At 60.3% G+C, this 19,685-nt stretch carries 15 protein-coding genes; 3 read left to right on the top strand and 12 right to left on the bottom strand.

All coding sequences use genetic code 11. The features are described 5' to 3' along the window. Positions 1-57: 57 nt before the first annotated feature. The 5 genes from ACY8FN_RS05905 to pncC form a co-directional block, all read right to left on the bottom strand. Positions 58-1,296, bottom strand: a complete 1,239-nt coding sequence (locus tag ACY8FN_RS05905; RefSeq protein ID WP_042021511.1) for an aspartate kinase — start codon at positions 1,294-1,296, stop codon at positions 58-60. Positions 1,297-1,312: 16 nt separating this feature from the next. Beyond that, on the bottom strand, positions 1,313-3,937 hold the full coding sequence (alaS, locus tag ACY8FN_RS05900; RefSeq protein WP_463099464.1) for an alanine--tRNA ligase: 2,625 nt from the start codon (positions 3,935-3,937) through the stop codon (positions 1,313-1,315). Between the two features lie 467 nt (positions 3,938-4,404). Beyond that, a complete protein-coding gene (locus tag ACY8FN_RS05895) occupies positions 4,405-4,920 on the bottom strand; it encodes a regulatory protein RecX (protein WP_463099463.1) in 516 nt (171 codons plus the stop codon). 35 nt (positions 4,921-4,955) lie between these two features. Continuing rightward, positions 4,956-6,014 (bottom strand): recombinase RecA, encoded by a 1,059-nt coding sequence (gene recA / locus ACY8FN_RS05890; RefSeq protein ID WP_068978981.1) that lies wholly within the window; start codon positions 6,012-6,014, stop codon positions 4,956-4,958. A gap of 80 nt (positions 6,015-6,094) precedes the next feature. Then, entirely contained in the window at positions 6,095-6,586 is a 492-nt protein-coding gene (pncC, locus tag ACY8FN_RS05885; protein ID WP_463099462.1) for a nicotinamide-nucleotide amidase, read from the bottom strand. A gap of 247 nt (positions 6,587-6,833) precedes the next feature. On the opposite strand from pncC, the gene mutS reads away from it, so the two are divergent. Continuing rightward, the gene (mutS, locus tag ACY8FN_RS05880) at positions 6,834-9,425 is read left to right on the top strand and encodes a DNA mismatch repair protein MutS (RefSeq protein ID WP_463099461.1); all 2,592 of its coding nucleotides are present in this window, start codon (positions 6,834-6,836) and stop codon (positions 9,423-9,425) included. Positions 9,426-9,491: 66 nt separating this feature from the next. Here the strand turns inward: mutS and ACY8FN_RS05875 are convergent, their stop codons facing one another. The 3 genes from ACY8FN_RS05875 to ACY8FN_RS05865 form a co-directional block, all read right to left on the bottom strand. After that, complete coding sequence (locus ACY8FN_RS05875) at positions 9,492-10,334, bottom strand: hypothetical protein (RefSeq protein WP_463101133.1); 843 nt, start codon at positions 10,332-10,334, stop codon at positions 9,492-9,494. Between the two features lie 111 nt (positions 10,335-10,445). Beyond that, positions 10,446-11,135, bottom strand: coding sequence for an LrgB family protein (locus ACY8FN_RS05870; RefSeq protein WP_139694237.1), 690 nt, complete (start codon positions 11,133-11,135; stop codon positions 10,446-10,448). Further along, complete coding sequence (locus ACY8FN_RS05865) at positions 11,128-11,529, bottom strand: CidA/LrgA family protein (RefSeq protein ID WP_042021599.1); 402 nt, start codon at positions 11,527-11,529, stop codon at positions 11,128-11,130. The genes ACY8FN_RS05870 and ACY8FN_RS05865 overlap by 8 nt, the downstream gene beginning before the upstream one ends. A 124-nt stretch (positions 11,530-11,653) precedes the next feature. Between ACY8FN_RS05865 and ACY8FN_RS05860 the strand changes: the two genes are divergently transcribed. Beyond that, positions 11,654-12,538, top strand: coding sequence for a LysR family transcriptional regulator (locus tag ACY8FN_RS05860; protein WP_139717487.1), 885 nt, complete (start codon positions 11,654-11,656; stop codon positions 12,536-12,538). Here ACY8FN_RS05860 and ACY8FN_RS05855 read toward each other — a convergent pair. The 4 genes from ACY8FN_RS05855 to argE all read right to left on the bottom strand — a co-directional run bounded on the left by ACY8FN_RS05855 (position 12,532) and on the right by argE (position 18,374). Further along, positions 12,532-13,404, bottom strand: a complete 873-nt coding sequence (locus tag ACY8FN_RS05855; protein ID WP_463101132.1) for a hypothetical protein — start codon at positions 13,402-13,404, stop codon at positions 12,532-12,534. The two genes, ACY8FN_RS05860 and ACY8FN_RS05855, sit on opposite strands and share 7 nt — an antisense overlap. A gap of 151 nt (positions 13,405-13,555) precedes the next feature. Beyond that, entirely contained in the window at positions 13,556-14,020 is a 465-nt protein-coding gene (ybaK, locus tag ACY8FN_RS05850; protein ID WP_005336092.1) for a Cys-tRNA(Pro) deacylase, read from the bottom strand. A gap of 343 nt (positions 14,021-14,363) precedes the next feature. After that, positions 14,364-16,997 (bottom strand): phosphoenolpyruvate carboxylase, encoded by a 2,634-nt coding sequence (ppc, locus tag ACY8FN_RS05845; protein ID WP_463099460.1) that lies wholly within the window; start codon positions 16,995-16,997, stop codon positions 14,364-14,366. A 231-nt stretch (positions 16,998-17,228) separates the two neighbouring features. Further along, the gene (gene argE, locus ACY8FN_RS05840) at positions 17,229-18,374 is read right to left on the bottom strand and encodes an acetylornithine deacetylase (protein WP_463099459.1); all 1,146 of its coding nucleotides are present in this window, start codon (positions 18,372-18,374) and stop codon (positions 17,229-17,231) included. Positions 18,375-18,656: 282 nt separating this feature from the next. On the opposite strand from argE, the gene argC reads away from it, so the two are divergent. Continuing rightward, complete coding sequence (gene argC / locus ACY8FN_RS05835; RefSeq protein ID WP_463099458.1) at positions 18,657-19,664, top strand: N-acetyl-gamma-glutamyl-phosphate reductase; 1,008 nt, start codon at positions 18,657-18,659, stop codon at positions 19,662-19,664. Positions 19,665-19,685 lie beyond the last annotated feature (21 nt).

The following is a 19,685-nucleotide window of genomic DNA, read 5'->3' as shown; positions in this document are numbered from 1 at the left end:
TTATCTTACAAAGATACCGATATGGTAAATGGTTGAAACTAAATCAATCAGAGATTGTTAGCCCAAGGGCTGCTCTTGGGGTGCCTGATCCAACCCGAAAGCCGCGTGCAGGGCCCGCACTGCCAGCTCCAGGTACTTCTCGTCAATTACCACAGAGATCTTGATTTCAGAGGTCGAGATCAACTGCATGTTGATCCCCTCCTCGCCCAATACCTTGAACATGGTGCGGGCAACCCCGGGGTGGTTCCACATGCCGACACCGACAATGGAGACTTTGGCTATCTCGCCATTCCCCTGCACACAGGAGGCGCCCAGCGCAGTGGCGGTCTCCTCCAGCAGTGCCCGGGCGCGGCGATAGTCATCACGATTCACCGTAAAGGTGAAGTCGGCAGTGCCATCGCCCAGGGTGTTCTGCACAATCATGTCGACATCAATGTTGGCGTCGCTGATCGGATTGAGGATCTGCGCGGCAACAGTGGGACGGTCAGGCACGCCCAGAATGGTCAGGCTGGCCTCGTTGCGGTTAAAAGCGATCCCGGATACCAGGGGAGCTTCCATCCTTTCACCTCCATATGTGATTAAGGTTCCCTCTCCAGCGATAAAGCTCGACAGCACCCGCAGCGGGACGCGGTACTTGCCCGCAAACTCCACCGAACGGATCTGCAGCACCTTGGCCCCCAGACTGGCCATCTCCAGCATCTCCTCGAAGGTGATGGTATCGAGACGCCGGGCCTTGGGCTCAATGCGCGGATCCGTGGTGTACACCCCATCCACATCGGTAAATATCTGGCACTCATCGGCCTTGATAGCCGCCGCCACAGCAACCGCCGTGGTGTCGGAGCCACCGCGGCCCAGGGTGGTGATGGCGTTATGCTCGTCACGACCCTGGAAACCGGCGATCACCACCACCTTGCCCGCCCCTAGTTCAGTCTGAACCCGTTCGGTATCAATGTGGGTGATACGCGCCTTGCCATAGGCGGAATCGGTATGAATACGCACCTGATCACCGGTCATTGAGACCGCCGGGCAACCGCGCTGATTCAAGGCGATCGCCAGCAGCGCTATGGTGACCTGCTCACCGGTGGAGACCAGCACATCCATCTCGCGCCGGTTGGCATCAGGGTCCAGCTGCTGGGCCATGCCCAGCAGCCGGTTGGTTTCGCCCGACATGGCGGAGACCACCACCACCACGTCGTGTCCTTGGGCGCGGGTCTGTTGAACCCGCTCCGCTACCGCAGCGATCCGCTCAAGAGTGCCGACCGACGTGCCGCCGTACTTCTGTACATAGAGTGCCACAGATCACCTCACCCGCTTACAGGCGCTCTTCCAGCCAGGAGTGAACAGATTGCAGCGCCGCAGGCACAGCTTCCGGCAGAGTACCACCCGCCTGAGCCATGTCCGGACGGCCACCGCCCTTGCCACCCACCTGCTGGGCAACCAGATTGACCAGCTCACCAGCCTTGACCTTGCCGGTCAAATCGCTGGTGACACCGGCGATCAGGTTGACCTTGTCATCACCGCTGGTTGCCAGCAACACGACACCGGACTTCATGCGGTTTTTCAGCTCATCCAGCATGCCACGCAGGGATTTGGGGTCAGCCCCTTCCAGCGCGGCAATCAGTACTTTCTGACCGTTGATCTCGATCACTTGGCTCAGCAGGTCACTACCGGCCTGAGCCGCCAGCTTGGCCTTGAGCTGCTCCAGCTCGCGCTCCATCATCTTGGATTTATCCAACATCTGGCGCACCTTGCTGCCGATGGAGAACTGATCGCCTTTCACCAGCGCGGCAGCCTCTTCAAACTGCTCGGCCAGCTGATGCATGAAGTCGATGGCGCCCTTACCAGTCACGGCTTCGATACGACGGATGCCTGCGGCGATGCCACTCTCGGCGATGATCTTGAAGAAGCCGATGTCACCGGTGCGCTTGGCGTGAGTACCTCCACACAGCTCGGTGGAGTAGTCGCCCATGCGCACCACACGCACATCATCTTCGTATTTTTCACCAAACAGCGCCATGGCACCGGCAGCCTTGGCCGCATCCAGATCCATCACCTGAGTGTCGATCTCATGGTTGGCACGGATCTGGGCGTTGACCAGCTCTTCGATGCGACGAATGGTCGCCATGGTCAGCCCTTCGAAGTGAGAGAAGTCAAAGCGCATACGCTCGGCCCCCACCAGAGAACCTTTCTGGGTCACGTGATCCCCCAGCGACTGACGCAGGGCGGCATGCAACAGGTGCGTCACCGAGTGGTTCAACGCCACGTCCTGACGACGAGCATCATCAACCACGGCTTCAACCTCGGCGCCCTTCTCCAGGGTGCCCAGCTCCATGTAACCCTTATGGATGATCGCCTTACCCGCCTTCAGGGTATCGGTCACGGCAAAGATGCCGTCGTCCACTTTCAGGGTACCGCTGTCACCTACCTGACCACCGGATTCTGCGTAGAAGGGGGTCTGCTCCAGCACGATGACGGCTTCGTCACCGGCAATCAGACCACTCACCTCTTCGGTGCCCTGATAAATACCAAGCACACGAGTACGCTCGCTCAGGCTCTTGTAACCGGTAAACGGGGTTTCGAAGTCGAGCTTGAGCATCTCGTTGTAGTTCACGCCGAAGCTGGAGGCCTCTTTGGCACGAGCACGCTGCTTCTGCATCTCGACGGTGAAGCCCTCTTCGTCGATGCTGATGTCGCGCTCGCGCACTACGTCAGCAGTCAGGTCAGCCGGGAAGCCGTAGGTGTCATACAGCTTGAACACCACCTCGCCCGGCACGACTTTGGCGTCGCCCAGATTGGCCAGCACATCTTCCAGCAGCAGCAGGCCGCGATCCAGGGTGCGGACAAACTGCTCTTCCTCGATGCGCAACACGCGCTCGACCAGCGGCAGTTGAGCGATCAATTCGGCACCCACATCCTTCATCTGCACCGCCAGCTCGGCAGCCAGTTTGAAGAAGAAGACCTCGGTAGCGCCCAGCTTGCGACCATGACGCACGGCGCGGCGAATAATGCGACGCAGCACATAGCCACGACCTTCGTTGGATGGCATCACGCCATCTGCGATCAGGAAGGCACAAGAACGAATGTGGTCGGCGATGACGCGCAGAGACTGGTTGCTCAGATCGGTGGTACCAACGATCTCCGCCGCTTTCTTGATCAGCGCCTGGAAGATGTCGATTTCGTAGTTGGAGTGCACCCCCTGCATGATGGCGGAGATACGCTCCAGACCCATGCCGGTATCCACGGACGGACGGGGCAGCGGTTCCATGGTGCCGTCAGCCTGACGGTTGAACTGCATGAACACCACGTTCCAGATCTCGATGAAACGGTCGCCATCCTCTTCCGGCGAGCCGGGACGGCCACCCCAGATGTGATCGCCGTGGTCATAGAAGATCTCGGTGCAAGGACCACACGGACCGGTATCACCCATAGCCCAGAAGTTGTCGGACGCATAAGGAGCACCCTTGTTGTCACCGATGCGCACGATGCGATCGGCCGGCACGCCAACCTCTTTTTCCCAGATATCGAACGCTTCATCGTCAGTCGCGTAGACGGTCACCAGCAGGCGATCTTTCGGCAGCTGCAGCACTTCGGTCAGAAAACCCCAGGCAAACTTGATGGCGTCATGCTTGAAGTAATCACCGAAGCTGAAGTTGCCCAGCATTTCGAAGAAGGTGTGGTGACGGGCGGTATAGCCGACGTTTTCCAGGTCATTGTGTTTACCACCGGCACGGACACAACGCTGGGACGTGGTGGCGCGGTTGTAGGCACGCTTCTCGGCGCCAAGGAACACATCCTTGAACTGGTTCATACCCGCGTTGGTAAACAACAGAGTCGGGTCATTATGCGGTACCAGCGAGCTGGAGGAGACAACCTGGTGTTCCTGAGAACGGAAATACTCGAGAAACGCCGCGCGTATCTCTGACGTGGACATATACATGGAAAACCCTGCTTGATTCGAATACGGACTTTTAATCGCATTAATGTAAGTTTTCTGCGGGGCAAAGTAAAACGTACCAGCCTGTCACGGGCGAAAAAGCGCGCATAAATAGGTACAGAAAGAAAAGGGAGGCAAACAGCGGCTTTTTGAGCCACAGATCAAGCCAAAAGCAGAGGAAAATAGGCAGGTGGCACGGCAGAACCGGCCTTTCACCACACCCAGCACCCAAGCCACTGAATGGGCAGGGAAAATCCTATAAAGGTGAAATAAGGGGTATCACCGAAGGATGCCAGGAAGAGTAAAGATCGCTGCCGGAACGCAGGAATAACCACAGGCGGTATGGACTGCGGATCGCCATCAGCACGAGCCGAAACAACAACACCATCCCGTGCTCAATATGTCTAACAATAAGGCGGGCACAACATCGCCTCACGACCTTGCATTACGCGACAAGACACTAGCCCCGACTACTCTGCAGCCGCCTCTTGCAGGGCTGAGATCGCATAGCGCGCCTGGTCCTGATTAAAACCGCGACCCAGCAGGTACTTGAGCCACTTCATCCGCAACTTGAAATCCCCCAGATCAGCGGCTCGTGCTCGTCGCTCGAGCAGGGCCAACGCCAGTTCGAACCAGTCCAGCTCCGGCTGATCGAAGGCGGCATCGATCTGGACATCATCCAGCCCCTTGCGCCGCAGGTCGAAGCGGATCTTGATGGGGCCATGCCCTTTGACCGCACCGGCCCGCACCGCCATGCCACCGTAACGCTCGTCGTTAACCCAGTTGTAACCGCGGCAGTAGTCTACCACCGCCGCAATCACCTCTTCCTTGAAGCCCTGCTGGCGCAGCCGGTTGGCCAGCTCCGACTCGGCGCTCTCGCGGCGGGCCAGACTGCGCATGGCAAAGGCGCGGGCGGCGGCAAACAGCTCGTCAAAGGAGAGTTCAACGGGTTCAGGGGAGTGACCAGAGGAAGATTCATCGACCATAAATGACAAGGCCGGGGGTTAGCCCGGCCTTCCTGTTACTCGAACTCTTGTTCGCTTTCATCTTCGAGCTCTTCGTCAGCCACCACCGGCTTTTCGGCGGGAACCGCACCGGATAGCAGCAACTCACGCAAGCGCACCTCGATCTCGGCGGCCATCGTCTTGTTCTCGGCAAACAGCTTCATCACGTTGGCCTTGCCCTGACCAATCTTCTCGCCGTTGTAGCTGTACCAGGCACCGGCTTTGTCGATCAGCTTGTGCTTGACCCCCAGATCCACCAGCTCGCCCTCTTTGGAGATACCGACACCGTAGAAAATCTGGAATTCAGCCTGCTTGAAGGGAGGGGCTACCTTGTTCTTGACCACTTTGACGCGGGTCTCGTTACCGACCACTTCGTCGCCTTCCTTGATAGCGCCGATACGACGGATATCCAGACGCACGGAGGCGTAGAACTTGAGCGCGTTACCACCTGTGGTGGTTTCCGGGCTACCGAACATGACGCCGATCTTCATCCGGATCTGGTTGATGAAGATGCACAGGCAGTTGGCGTTCTTGATGTTGGCGGTCAGCTTGCGCAGCGCCTGAGACATCAGGCGGGCCTGCAGGCCGACGTGAGAGTCACCCATCTCCCCTTCGATTTCCGCTTTCGGGGTCAGAGCCGCCACGGAGTCGACGATGATGACGTCAACGGCGTTGGAGCGAACCAGCATGTCGCAGATTTCCAGCGCCTGTTCACCGGTATCCGGCTGGGAGATCAGCAGGTCGTCAACGTTGACGCCCAGCTTGGCAGCATAGATAGGGTCGAGGGCGTGTTCCGCATCGATAAAGGCACAGACCTTGCCTTTCTTCTGGGCTTCCGCAATCACCTGCAGGGTGAGGGTGGTTTTACCGGAAGATTCCGGGCCGTAGATCTCGACGATACGGCCACACGGCAGACCGCCGATGCCCAGCGCCACGTCCAGCGAGAGAGAACCGGTAGAGATGGCTTCGATATCCATGGTCTTGCTGTCGCCCAGACGCATGATGGAACCTTTGCCGAACTGCTTTTCAATCTGACCCAGCGCAGCCGCCAGTGCCTTCTGTTTGTTCTGATCCATGCCAATCTCCGCTGGAAATCGTGAGTAAGAAGTGAAGTTGGGCTAAGTATACTGTCTATTCATACAGTATCAAGCCCAATTTATCTGAGCAGGGCCAACAGACCCGACAAGGCCTGTCTCACTGCCTGCTGGCGCACCTGTCGGCGATCCCCGTCGAAGCGGGCGAGCAGGGAGTGGTGACGGCCATTGCGATCGGCCCAGGCGAACCAGACGGTGCCGACCGGCTTGTCCTCGGTAGCGCCACCGGGACCGGCGATGCCGCTGATGGCCACACTGATGGCGGCCGACGAGTGGGCCAGCGCGCCGCGGGCCATCTCCAGCACCACGGCTTCGCTCACCGCGCCATGCTGTGCCAGAGTCTCGCAGCTCACCCCCAGCATCTGCTGCTTGGCCTCGTTGGTGTAGGTGACAAAACCGCGATCGAACCAGCCGGAGCTGCCCGCGATGTCGGTGATAGCGCTGGCCACCCCGCCGCCAGTACAGGATTCGGCAGTCGCCGCCAGCCAACCCCGATGACCGAGGGCCCGCCCCAGCTCGCTGGCAAGCTGCTCTATCTCTGCATCCAGTTTCATCACGACTCCTGCTGATCCGCTCAAGAGGCACATTATGCGATCCTGCCACCGCAGCCCGCAACCGCCACAAGGCAGATGGCCGCCTCCTCGTCACGGCCTCTGATGTGTCGCTGTGAGGCCAATTAGTGAAAACTGGCCGCCACACCCGACCTCCCCCGTCGCGGCGCTTCTGTGTAGAATGGCGCCATCAAGCTCAAGGCTCATCACCGCAGACACTGGCCCGCAGAGGCCCCTTCTGGAATAGAACATGACCGCACAACACCAAGCCAGCGGCGCCACAGGCTCCGCTCCCAGCGCCAATCTGAGCGCCCACACGCCCATGATGCAGCAGTACCTTGGCCTCAAGGCCGAGAACCCGGAGATCCTGCTGTTCTACCGGATGGGCGACTTCTACGAGCTGTTCTATGACGATGCCCGCAAGGCCTCCCAGCTGCTCGATATCTCCCTGACCAAGCGCGGCCAGTCGGCGGGCAGTCCGATCCCGATGGCGGGGGTGCCCTATCACTCCATCGAGGGCTATCTGGCCAAGCTGGTGCAGCTCGGCGAATCTGCCGCCATCTGCGAGCAGGTGGGGGATCCCGCCACCAGCAAGGGGCCGGTGGAGCGCAAGGTGATCCGCATCATCACCCCGGGCACCGTCTCCGACGAGGCACTGCTCAGCGAGCGGCAAGACAACCTGATCGCCGCCGTCTACCACGATGGCCGCCGCTTCGGCTATGGCACCATGGACATCGGTTCCGGCCGCTTCTTCATCAACCAGTTCGACAAGGAAGAGACGTTACTGGCTGAGCTGCAACGCACCAATCCGGCCGAGCTGCTCTATCCCGAATCGTTCGAGTTCTTGCACCACGTCGAGGGTCGCCGCGGCCTGCGTCGCCGCCCCGAGTGGGAGTTTGAGCTGGGCACCGCCCGCAAGCTGCTCTGCCAGCAGTTCGGTACTCAGGATCTGGTGGGCTTCGGGGTCGACAAGAGCGAGACCGCCCTGTGCGCCGCCGGTTGCCTGATGCAGTACGTCAAAGACACCCAGCGCACCGCCCTGCCCCACATCCGCAGCGTGCGCCTCGAGCAGCCCGATCACGCCGTCATCATGGATGCCGCCACCCGCCGCAATCTGGAGCTGACCCAGAATCTGGCGGGGGGCTATGAAAATACCCTGGCCGAGGTGCTGGATCGCACCGCCACCCCCATGGGCAGCCGCTTGCTCAAGCGCTGGATCCACCAGCCGATCCGCGATCGAGTGATCCTGAAAGGTCGCCAGAGCACCATCAAGGAGCTGATCGAACAGAACCTCTATGACGAGCTGGGTGGTCTGCTGCGCCAAGTCGGCGACGTGGAACGGGTGTTGGCTCGTCTGGCCCTGCGCTCGGCCCGTCCGCGCGACCTGACCCGGCTGCGTCAGGCTTTCGCCCAGTTGCCCGAGTTGCAGCGCCTGTTGGCGGACAACCAACACGAAGCGGTGCAGCAATTGGCCGAGCGCGCCAGCACCTTCCCCGAGCTGCTCGACCTGCTGGAGCGGGCGGTGATGGAGGTACCGCCAGTGCTGATCCGCGATGGCGGCGTCATCCGTGACGGCTTCCATCAGGAGCTGGACGAGCTGCGGGATCTGGCCGACGGGGCCACCGCCAGCCTCGCCCGTATCGAGGAGCGGGAGAAGCTGCTGACCGGCATCAACACCCTCAAGGTGGGCTACAACCGGGTACATGGCTTCTACATCGAAGTCAGTCGCGCCAACAGCCATCTGGTGCCGGCCCACTATATCCGCCGCCAGACCCTCAAGAACAACGAACGCTACATCATCGACGAGCTGAAAAAGTACGAGGACAAGGTGCTCACCGCCCAGTCCCAAGCGCTGGCGCTGGAGAAGCGGCTCTACGAAGAGCTGCTCGACGGTCTGTTGCCTCACCTCGGCGATCTGCAGGAGTCCGCCGCCGCACTGGCGGAGCTGGACGTGCTGGCCAATCTGGCGGAGCGGGCCGAGAGCCTCGACTACCGTTGCCCGACGCTGATCGATGAGGAGCAGATCCTGATCGAGGCGGGCCGCCATCCGGTCGTTGAACAGGTGATGAGCGATCCCTTTATCGCCAACCCGATCAACCTGCAGCGCAGCCGCCGGATGCTGATCATCACCGGCCCCAACATGGGCGGTAAATCCACCTACATGCGCCAGACCGCGCTGATCGTGTTGCTGGCTCATATCGGTGCCTTCGTGCCCGCCGACAGCGCCCGCATCGGCCCCATCGACCGCATCTTCACCCGCATCGGGGCGTCGGACGATCTCGCCTCCGGCCGCTCTACCTTTATGGTGGAGATGACCGAGACCGCCAACATCCTCAACAACGCCACCGCCCGCAGTCTGGTGTTGATGGACGAGATTGGCCGCGGCACCAGCACCTACGACGGCCTCTCGCTGGCATGGGCCTGTGCCGAACAGCTGGCGAGCAAGATTGGCGCCTACACCCTGTTCGCCACCCACTATTTCGAGCTGACCCGCTTGCCGGAGCTGATGGAAGGGCTGGCTAATGTCCATCTGGACGCGGTCGAGCACGGCGACACCATCGCCTTTATGCACGCGGTGCAGGAGGGGGCGGCCAGCCGCTCCTACGGCCTGCAGGTCGCGGCGCTGGCGGGGGTGCCGAAATCGGTGATCCAGCAGGCTCGGCACAAACTGCACGAGCTGGAAAGCGCCACCCCGGTGGCCGCCGGTGAAACCCGCCCGGCCCCGGTGACCCTCGCCCCACAGCCCCATCCGGTGGTGGAAGAGCTGGCAGCGGTGCGCCCCGACGAGCTGACCCCCCGTCAGGCGCTCGATCTGCTCTATCGTCTCAAACAGATGTTGTAAGCTCCTGCCGCTGCTCAGGCATGCAAAAAGGGGAACCGCGAGGTTCCCCTTTTTTTGCCTGCTCGCTCAGGGCGTCCCCTTGCCGAATTGCTGACGAATGGGGTCATACTGGTAGGGGGTAAGATCAACGCCAAGGGGGGTTAATAGCGGATTTTCCAACTCAAACAACTGACGGGCCGGCAAATTGGCCCGCTCAAGGCCGGATCTGAAATAACTTGCCCAGAGCTTTTGCAAAGATCCATCAAGCCAGGCTAATTGCAACCCCTTGGTAATACGGATAACCCCCTGCTTGTTATCCTTGTTGGTGTAGAAAAGATGGGGAAAGGGGTAATGGATCAGCACCTGCTTGTCGACCCGCAGCCCCAGTTCCGGGCGCTGCTCCAGCTCGGTATACAGCTCGTTGGCACCACGACAAAACAGGTCTATCCGCCCGCGCGACACTAACTTGAACAACCGCTCATAACTGTCTACCTCCTGCACCTGCATACCCGCATGCCGTAAAATAAACACATCCTGCCAGCCACGTCCCTGCCCCTGCTGCAGTGCTTGTAACTGCTCCAATCGGGTGATATTGGCGACCTCACGCTCCCGCTGGGGGCTGACAAAACAGATGCGATAACCCAGGATGCCAAGCTCGGCAGGGAAAGGCACGTAATCAAGGAATAACATTTCATCAGGGGTGCGCTGGCTATCGGCCGAGAAGAAGTTGGGATAAGTGCCCAGCCGGACCTCAAGACGAAGTCGAACCCGGTTCATCTGCGGGGCAGGCCGCAACTGGTAGACACCATGGCTATCGAGGGTTTTCTCCAGCGCCAGCTGCAGCACATCACGGTAGTAGAGTGCCCGTGTATCCTGATCACTTTCAGGGCTGGGATAAGTAAAAATAGCGGCCGCCTGCAGGGCTGGCATTGGTAACAAAACGCCACCCAACAAGCAAAATAACAAGCGCCAGCAAGGAGTCATAAACAGTATCCATACAACCTGATGGTTTGAGTGTAGTGCGCCAACCGCTATCGGGGATTACCAGAACACCCGCCCAAGCAGGGGGGCAAGCAGCACGGTTACCATACCGGCGATCATCATCACCATGCTGGAAACCACCCCCTCCTCGTTACCCATCTGATAGGCCTTAGCTGTGCCAGCACCGTGGGCCGAGGCACCAAAGCCAGCCCCTTTGCCGAGACGGCTGCGAATGGCCAGCACTGTGAGCACGCTCTCCCCCACTGCCATGCCGATCACCCCAGTCAGCACCACAAACAGCGCAGTGAGATCGCTCTGACCGCCGATGGCGCGGGTCGCCTCCACCGCAAAGGGGGTGGTGATAGAGCGCATCGCCAGACTGCGTTGCAGCATGTCGGAGAGATCCAGCCAGCGCGCCAGCAGCACTGTGCTACCGACCGCCATGATGACCGAGGCAACCACCCCCACCGACAGCGACAGCCAGTGACGACGCACCAGCTGGCGGTTCTCGTAGACCGGCACCGCAAAGGCCACGGTGGCCGGGCCCAGCAACCAGAGCAGCCAGTGGGATTGGGCCATGTAATCCTGATAAGGAATGTGGAACAGCAGCACCACAGCCACCAGCAGGGTCGGCGCCAGCAGCAGCGGCATCAGCGGCAGGATGCGCTTTTTGCCGTAGAGCCATTTGCTGGCGTAGTAGAAGATCAGGGTCAGGGCGAAACAGAGCAGCCCGAGCAGGGTATCAGACATGACGGCGACTCCGACGGGCCAGTTTCAGTTCAAGGCGGTAAACCCTGTCCACCACCAGCGCTGTGGTGCCCAGCACTAGGGTGGTACTCACCAACAGCACCACCATGATCCGCCACCCCTCCTGCAACAGCAGATCCTGATAGTTGACCACCGCCACCACAGCAGGGACGAAGAACAGCAGCATCTCCGCCAGCAGCCAGCGGGCCCCGGCACGGAACCACTCGACCTTGACCACCCCGAGCAGGATGCAGGCCAGCAGCAACAGCATGCCGGTGAGGTTGGCCGGCAGTGGCAGATGAAGGGTGCGCACCGCGGTATCGGCCAGTAGCCAGATGGCTGCCAGCAACACAATCTGGAAGGGAGTCTGTAACCAGCGCAAACAGAGGGTTTTCATGATCATCGTCTTTCTGTGAACCGGTTCACAGTATAGAGATGCGCTAAACCTTCAAATAATGAATTAAAATTATCAAATTCATGCCAAAAAGGCATACATCTATCAACCAGAGCAGAGAGAGTCCATGGATATTCGTGCCCTGCGCTATTTTGTCGAACTGGTGCGAGAGCAGAGCTTCACCCGAGCCTCTGAAAAACTGTTTGTCACCCAGCCCACCATCAGCAAGATGATCCGCAATATCGAGGAGGAGCTGGGCCTGCCCCTGCTCAACCGGGAGGGGCGCCGCTTCACCCTGACCGACAGCGGCCAGGTACTGTTCAACCGGGCCCAGACCATTCTGGCGGAGATGCAGCAGCTGGAAGCGGAACTGGCGGATCTGCAGAGCCTGCAACACGGTCGCCTCACCCTCGGCATTCCCCCCATGGTCGGCCACGTCTATGCGGATCTGATCCGCGCCTACCGCACCCTCTATCCCAAGGTAGAGCTGACCCTGGTGGAGTACGGTGGTCGCCGCATCGAGCAGGCGGTGCTGGAAGGTGAGCTGGATCTGGCCATCACCATGCTGCCGACCAAAGAGGGGGGCGCCCTCAGCGCGCTGGAGCTGGATCAATATCCGATTAGGGTAGTGCTGCCGGATCAACCCCGCTGGCGCGGCGATACGCCGCTGCGGCTGGAATCCCTGCAGGAGGAGCCCTTCCTGCTCTATACCCAGGCCTTCACCCTGAGCGAACGACTGGAGCAGGCATGTCAGAACGCGGGCTTTGTGCCGCAAGTGGCGGCGCGCAGCAGCCAGTGGGATTTTCTCACCGCCATGGTGCGCAGCGGCATGGGGATCGCCTTTTTACCGGAGCCAGTCTGCAATCGGCTGACCCCGGACGGACTGGTGGTGCGGCCGCTGGAGCCTGAACTGAGTTGGCAACTCGGGGTGATCTGGCCGAGCGAGCGCTATCTGTCACGCACCGCCGAAGCCTGGTTGGCCCTCTGCCGCCAGCGGCAGCAGCCTCACTGATCGCCGAAGCGATCGGTTTGTGGATTGTAGAAGTAGGGGCGGTAATCGAAGCTGATGCCCTTGAGAAAGGGGTTTTCCAGCCGAATGAGGCGTCGCTCTGGCAGCTTGGCAAAGGCGATGGCCGGGCCAAAGCTCTTGCGCCACAGCGCCTGGAGCGAGCCATCCTGCCACGCCAACTGCAAGCCCTGCTCGACCCGCTTGAGCGCCTCGCGATTGTGGGGGTTGGTGTAGAAGACCCGAGGCAAGGGGTAGTAGAGCATCAGGGCATCATCGACCTTGAGCCCCTCAATCTCCTGATGAGTGAGCTGCTCGCTGCGCAGCTCGCTCACCCCGCGACAGAAGAGATCGAAACGGCCACGCGCCACCATCTTGAACAGCAGCTCATATCCCTCGATATCCACCACTTCGAGCCCAGCGTGACGCAAAATATCCACATCCAGCCAGCCCCGACCCTGACCGAAGGTAAATTGGCGCAGCCCCTTGAGGTCGGTCACCCTGGCCACTGCCGCCTGTTGCTGCGGGCTGACAAAACAGATGCGGTAACTGACGATGCCCAGATGGATTGGGAAGCGGACATAGGCCAACCCCAACCGCTCGCGGGTCCGGCTGTAGCTGTCCATCACAAAGAAGTTGGGAAAACTGTCGAGCTGCAGGCTGAGCCGCTCACGCGCCTTGGTCATGGGTGGCGCTGGCACCATCACGTAGTCGCCGAACTGATCGCGGGTCTTGTCGAGGGCGAGGCGCAGCAACTCCCGGTCATAGGTGGTGCGCGGGTCCCGCTCGCTCTCCGGGCTGACATAGGTGTAACGGGTTTCGGCCAGCAAAACAGCAGGGAACAATAAGAGGCAGAACAGCAGTCGCGACATGTTGGCCAAGCTCACACCACAAGGTCTATCCAGTATAGACCTGCCCGTATTCCCTTGAATACAGTACGGTAATGGGAGAAAGCACTCCAGGAGCGCTGAGCCAGAACGACTGCGTGGCGCTGCTCATGACGCCTCTTACAGCTCCCACATCTCACTCTTCACCGATAGGGGCGGCGATCCACTTCATCAGGGTCAGCATATCCTGCGGCGCTACCCCGACCGAGAGGCCACGCTTGCCGCCGCTCACCAGGATCTCGTCAAACTGCAGCGCCGACTCATCGAGCACGGTAGGCAGCAGCTTCTTCTGGGCCAGCGGGCTGATGCCGCCCACCTTGTAACCGGTCAGCTTCTCCGCTTCCGCCGGTTTCATCATCTCCACCTTCTTGAGGCCGGTCGCCTTGGCCAACTGCTTCAGGCTGCACATGCCGGATGAGGGAACGATGGCCACCACCGCCTGCTTGTCGTGATGGGCGACCAGGGTCTTGAACACCTGCGCCTCCGGCAGCCCGAGCTGGGTCGCGGCATGCTTGCCGAAATCGTCGTGGGCTTCGCACTCGTAGGGATAGAGCTTGTGTGGGATCTTGAGCTTCTTCAGCAGGTTGATGGCTGGGGTCATAATGGTTGCCCTGAATTGAATCGCATAAAAACAAGGCCAAACAGTCTGCGCCTGCATAGCGGGGGATGCAAGCCGGAGGGTCACGCAGCGCTCGTTATTCGTAGGGTGCAATGAACGAAGTGAATTGCACCGCTTGCCATATCAAACGCCGGAGAACTCCATGAAAAACACATTTTCGAGTGGTGCAATGCGCTGCGCTTATTGCGCCCTACGAAATACCGCCTCACATCAGGACGGGGTTCCCATCTGTCCGAATTCTGCCGGAAAACAAACACAAAGGGCGCCTTGTCGGCGCCCTTTGGCTTGATGGATATCGCTCAAGCCCGCTGGCTTGGGCTGGCAATCAACCGGTGTTGCGCATACCTGCGGCAATACCGGCGATGGTGACCATCAGCGCCTTGTCCAGCTCGGGGTGCAGGGTCTCCGATTGGTTACGGGAGCGGTTAAGCAGCTCGGCCTGCAGCACGTTGAGCGGGTCTGTATAGGGGTTACGCAGCTTGATGGACTCCTTGATCCACGGCTGATCCTCCAGCAGATCCCCGCGCGGGCTCAGTTTCAACACCACCTCGATGGAGTCGGCGAGCTCCTGACGCAGCTGTTGACCAAGGCCCCACAGCTCCTGCGGCACCAGACGGGTGTCGTAGTACTCGGCGAGCCAGGCGTCCGCTTTGAGGAACACCATCTCCAGCATCTCGAGGCGGGTGCGGAAGAAGGGCCACTGGGCGCTCATCTCTTCCAGCACAGCCAGCTTGCCACCATCGATGGCCTGTTGCAGCCCCTTGTGGGCACCGAGCCAGGCTGGCAGCATCAGGCGGTTCTGGGTCCAGGCGAAGATCCACGGAATGGCGCGCAGACTCTCGACGCCGCCGTTGGGCTTGCGCTTGGAGGGGCGGGAGCCGAGCGGCAGCTTGCCGAGCTCCATTTCCGGGGTGGCGGCGCGGAAGTAAGGAACGAAGTCCGGATGACCGCGCACGATACTGCGGTAGTGATCGCAGGAGTCGGTCGCCAGCTGCTCCATCACCTCGCGCCAGCACTGTTTCGGCTTGGGCGGCGGCAGCAGGTTGCCTTCCAGCACGGCGCTGGTGTAGAGCGCCAGACTCTTGATCGCCACTTTCGGCAAGCCGAACTTGAAGCGGATCATCTCCCCCTGTTCGGTGGTACGCAGACCGCCGCGCAGGGATCCCGGCGGCTGGGAGAGGATCGCCTGATGGGCTGGCGCACCACCACGACCGACGGTACCGCCACGGCCATGGAACAGGGTGAGGCGGATATTGTTGGCTTCGGCCAGACCCACCAGGGATTCCATGGCGGCGTACTGGGCCCAGCCAGCGGCCATCATGCCCGCATCCTTGGCGGAATCGGAGTAACCGATCATCACGTACTGACGACCCTGAATGTAACCGCGATACCAGTCCACCGAGAGCAGGCGCTCCATCACGGCGGTGCCCGCCATCAGGTCATCCTGGGTTTCAAACAGCGGGGCGACCGGCATGCGGAACTTGCAGCCCGCCTCTTTGAGCAGCAGTTGCACCGACAGCACATCGGACGGCGCACCGGCCATGGAGATGATGTAGATGCCGAACGCATCGGGGTCGTACTGGGCGATGACCTGACAGGTATCCAGCGTCTCGCGCACCTCGGCGCTTGGCTCCCAATCGTGGGGAATGAGCGGGCGGCGAGAGCTTAACTCATTGAGCAGGAAGGCCTGCTTGTCATCTTCGCTCCACTCGGCGTAATCCCCCAGACCCAGATAGCGGGTCAGTTCGGAGAAGACCAGCCCGTGGCGCTCGCCATCCTGACGGATATCCAGCTTGACCAGATGGATGCCGAAACAGGCGACCTTGCGCAGCACGTCCAGCAGCATGCCGTCGGCAATATTGCCCATGCCACAGGCGTGCAGGGAGTGGTAGCAGAGCTCCAGTGGCTCGCGCAGCTGGGCGGTGGTCTTGACCAGATCCAGGCTCTCGCTCACCTGCCCTTGCACCTTGGCGGTGAGGTGCTCCTTGGTTTCGCGCAGCGCTTCACGCAGCTCGCGCACCAGCGCACGGTAGGGCTCGGGGTGATCGCCAACCCGGGCGCGCACGGCGTCGGTACAGTCGGACATGGAGAGCTCGGAGGTGAGCTCCTTGATGTCTTTGTAGAACAGGCTCACCGCCATCCAGCGGCCCAGCTCCAGCACTTCGGCAGTCACCTTGGCAGTAACGAAGGGGTTGCCGTCGCGATCACCGCCCATCCAGGAGGTGAACTTGACCGGCGCGGCATCCAGCGGCAGCCGCACACCCAGATGGTGTTGCAGACGCTCGTCCAGATTGCGCATGAATTCGGGAATGGCAGGCCACAGGCTGTTCTCCACCACCGCAAAGCCCCACTTGGCCTCGTCCACCGGAGTCGGGCGCTGTTCGCGGATCTCGTTGGTGTGCCACGCCTGATTGATCAGCTGCTCGATGCGATTGAGGATCTTGTCCCGCTCGCGGGGCAGCAGGTCGGAGAGTTCCAGCGCCTCGAGGCAGTCGTTGAGCTGCACGTGCTTGTGGATCAGGGTACGACGGGTCACCTCTGTGGGGTGAGCGGTCAGCACCAGATCGATATCCAGCTCGCGCACCGCCTGAATGATGGCCTCTTGCGACAGGTTGGAGGCTTTGAGTTTGTCGAACATCTGCTCCAGCGGATCCGGGGTGCAGACCTGCTCTTCGCAGCGACGGGAGATGGTGTGGAACTGTTCCGCCACGTTGGCCAGATTGAGGAACTGGCTGAAGGCGCGTGCCACCGGCAGCAGCTCGCTATCACTCAGGGTGCGCAGGGTATCGAGCAGACGTTCCCGGTCTGATTCATTGCCCTTGCGGGAGGACTTGGCCAATTGGCGAATGGTTTCGATCTTGTCGAGAAAGGCCTGACCCTGATGATCCTTGATGGATTTACCCAGCAGCTGACCCAGCATACCTACGTTGGCGCGTAGTGCGGCGTACTTTTCGTTCATTCCACATCCTTATCTTGTTGGTGCCTGACACCCATCCGGGGTGCAAGACGACCTCACTTATTGTTGTGCGATTACAACATATGCTCCGTCATCTTAGGGTGACAATCTACCCAGATTGTCTGCGCAAGGTCAAATAACAGGCCGATTCAGAACATGTATTTCCGTCACTACTCCACAACCGGCTTGTTATGTAACTTACTTACAGTTTTTACGCCCCTTTCACCGCTGCCGCTACAGGCAAAAACGTCTGATCAGGTGCTGCAACACTGTGGTGGTCGGCTTGACGAAGGAGAGGTCGAGATACTCATCCGGCTGATGCGCCTGGGTGATATGGCCGGGGCCCATCACTATGGTCTGGCAACCAAGCTGCTGGATAAACGGCGCCTCGGTGCAGTAGTTGACCGACTCGGCAGCGCGGCCGCTCGCCTTCTCCGCCTCCCGTACCAGCACTGAATCGTCGTCGCAGGCGTAGGCGGGAATGGGCTCGTGCAGGTGTTGCAGATGCAGGCAGCCCGGCTGGTGGATCTCGATGGGCGACAGCGCCTCTTTGAGCATCCCCATCAGCTCATCCGGCCCCACCTGCGGAGTGGGTCGCAGGTCGATATGCAGCTCGCAGCAGCCGCAGATGCGGTTCGGGCTGTCGCCCCCTTGGATATAACCGAGGTTCAGGGTCGGCTGCGGCACCGCAAAGCGGTGGTCGGCGTAGCGCTCTTTCAGATCCTGCTGCAAACGCAGCACCTGTCCCATCGCCTTGTGCATGATCTCCATGGCGTTGACGCCGTTGGCGGGATCCGAGCTGTGACCACTCTTGCCGGTAATGCGGATTGCCTCCGACATATGCCCCTTGTGGGCCACCACCGGCACCAGTCCAGTCGGCTCGCCAATCACGGCGTAATCGGGTTTCAGCTCGGCCGCCGCAGCGATGGCGCGGGCCCCCGCCATGGTGGTCTCTTCGTCGGCGGTAGCGAGGATGCGTAGCGGCTTGCTGAGCGCGGTGAGGTCGATCTCTTTCAGTGCCTCAACGATAAAGGCGAAGAAGCCCTTCATATCGATGGTACCGAGGCCATAGAGGCGATTGCCCTCTTCGGTCACCTTGAAGGGATCCTTGCTCCAACCCCCCTCATCAAACGGCACCGTATCGGTGTGACCCGCCAGCAGCAGGCCGCCCTCCCCCTGACCGATCGTTGCCACCAGATTGAACTTGCCGGGCAGATCGGGGAGCGCCGTCACCTCGCAGTGAAAACCGAGCTGACCGAACCAGTCGGCCAGCAGCCGGATCACCGCCTCATTGCTCTGGTCCCACTTGGGATCCGTGCTGCTGATAGAGGGAATCGCAATAATATTCTTATAAAGTGAAAAAAAATCCAGATTGGCCATCAGCTCCTCCTTGCGTCCCCGGAATGTTTCTGTTAGAAAATACAAATGCAAAGTGAGTGCATGAATATTCTGTAATTTTACCTGAATATCTGGCTCATCAACAAAGGCTTCTAGTTGTAAGGGAAAGTTAATGTTCTGTCACCTGATCTATAACCGACGACACACACCCGCCTGAATTGCCCCTCCGCACTTGTTTTATCAAGACGGTGCACCGGGGTGAATGAACCCCTTGCACTGCAGCGCCATGCTGTGAATCTCGAACTCTGACTTGGAATATTCAACATGCTTAACACCGTTATCGTCGGTGCCAGTGGCTACGCGGGAGCCGAACTGGCCGCACTGGTACAGAACCATCCACAACTCAAGCTGTTCGGCCTCTATGTCTCCGCTGGCAGTCAGGATGCCCACAAGCGGTTCTCTTCCCTGCATCCCCAGTGGGTCGGTGCCCTCGATCAGCCGCTGCTGCCGCTGGACGACGACGGCATGACCCGGATCCTGACCCAGGCCGATCTGGTGCTGCTGGCCACTGCCCACGAGGTGAGCGCCAAGCTGGCCCCCAAGTTTCTCGCCAAGGGGCTGCCGGTATTCGATCTCTCCGGCGCCTTCCGGGTCAAGGATCAGGGCTTTTACGACAGCTTCTACGGCTTCACCCACGACAGCGAGCAGTGGCTGGATCAGGCCGTCTATGGTCTGGCGGAGTGGAATGCCGATGCCATAGCCACCGCCCAGCTTATCGCCGTGCCCGGCTGCTACCCGACCGCCTCCCTCTGCGCCCTCAAGCCGCTGCAGCAGGATGGCCTGATTGCCAAGGGGTGGCAGCCGATCATCAACGCCGTCTCCGGGGTTTCCGGTGCCGGTCGCAAAGCAGCCATCAACAGCAGCTTCTGTGAAGTGAGCCTCAATCCCTACGGCACCTTCAATCACAGACACCAGCCGGAGATCAGCCACCACCTCGGCAAGGAGGTGCTGTTCCAACCCCACCTTGGCAACTATGTGCGCGGTATCCTGGCCACCATCTATGTGCAGTTGGCGGACGGCGTGACCCCCACCCAGGTGGATCAGGCCTTCCTCAAGGCTTATGAAGGCAAGCCGCTAGTGCGCCTCACCGGCCAGATGCCCTCCATTCGCGGTGTGGCAAACACCCCTTACTGCGATATTGCCTGGCAACAGCAGGGCAACATGCTGGTAGTGGTCTCCGCCATCGACAACCTGCTCAAGGGTGCCGCCTCGCAAGCCATGCAGTGCATAAATATCAAATTCGGATTTGAACCGGCCACCGGCCTGATTTAAGGACTTAAGGAAGGATTGCAA

This window comes from Aeromonas sp. 160P (assembly GCF_055193095.1).
The sequence above is the reverse complement of the archived record's forward strand: the minus strand, read 5'-3'. Positions and strand labels throughout refer to the sequence as shown.

Coding starts and splice junctions, on each gene's coding strand:
- alaS (WP_463099464.1), bottom strand. CDS start 3,937: ATGTATATGTCCACGTCAGAGATACGCGCGGCGTTTCTCGAGTATTTC.
- ACY8FN_RS05895 (WP_463099463.1), bottom strand. CDS start 4,920: ATGGTCGATGAATCTTCCTCTGGTCACTCCCCTGAACCCGTTGAACTC.
- recA (WP_068978981.1), bottom strand. CDS start 6,014: ATGGATCAGAACAAACAGAAGGCACTGGCGGCTGCGCTGGGTCAGATT.
- pncC (WP_463099462.1), bottom strand. CDS start 6,586: ATGAAACTGGATGCAGAGATAGAGCAGCTTGCCAGCGAGCTGGGGCGG.
- mutS (WP_463099461.1), top strand. CDS start 6,834: ATGACCGCACAACACCAAGCCAGCGGCGCCACAGGCTCCGCTCCCAGC.
- ACY8FN_RS05875 (WP_463101133.1), bottom strand. CDS start 10,334: ATGCCAGCCCTGCAGGCGGCCGCTATTTTTACTTATCCCAGCCCTGAA.
- ACY8FN_RS05870 (WP_139694237.1), bottom strand. CDS start 11,135: ATGTCTGATACCCTGCTCGGGCTGCTCTGTTTCGCCCTGACCCTGATC.
- ACY8FN_RS05865 (WP_042021599.1), bottom strand. CDS start 11,529: ATGAAAACCCTCTGTTTGCGCTGGTTACAGACTCCCTTCCAGATTGTG.
- ACY8FN_RS05860 (WP_139717487.1), top strand. CDS start 11,654: ATGGATATTCGTGCCCTGCGCTATTTTGTCGAACTGGTGCGAGAGCAG.
- ACY8FN_RS05855 (WP_463101132.1), bottom strand. CDS start 13,404: ATGTCGCGACTGCTGTTCTGCCTCTTATTGTTCCCTGCTGTTTTGCTG.
- ybaK (WP_005336092.1), bottom strand. CDS start 14,020: ATGACCCCAGCCATCAACCTGCTGAAGAAGCTCAAGATCCCACACAAG.
- ppc (WP_463099460.1), bottom strand. CDS start 16,997: ATGAACGAAAAGTACGCCGCACTACGCGCCAACGTAGGTATGCTGGGT.
- argE (WP_463099459.1), bottom strand. CDS start 18,374: ATGGCCAATCTGGATTTTTTTTCACTTTATAAGAATATTATTGCGATT.
- argC (WP_463099458.1), top strand. CDS start 18,657: ATGCTTAACACCGTTATCGTCGGTGCCAGTGGCTACGCGGGAGCCGAA.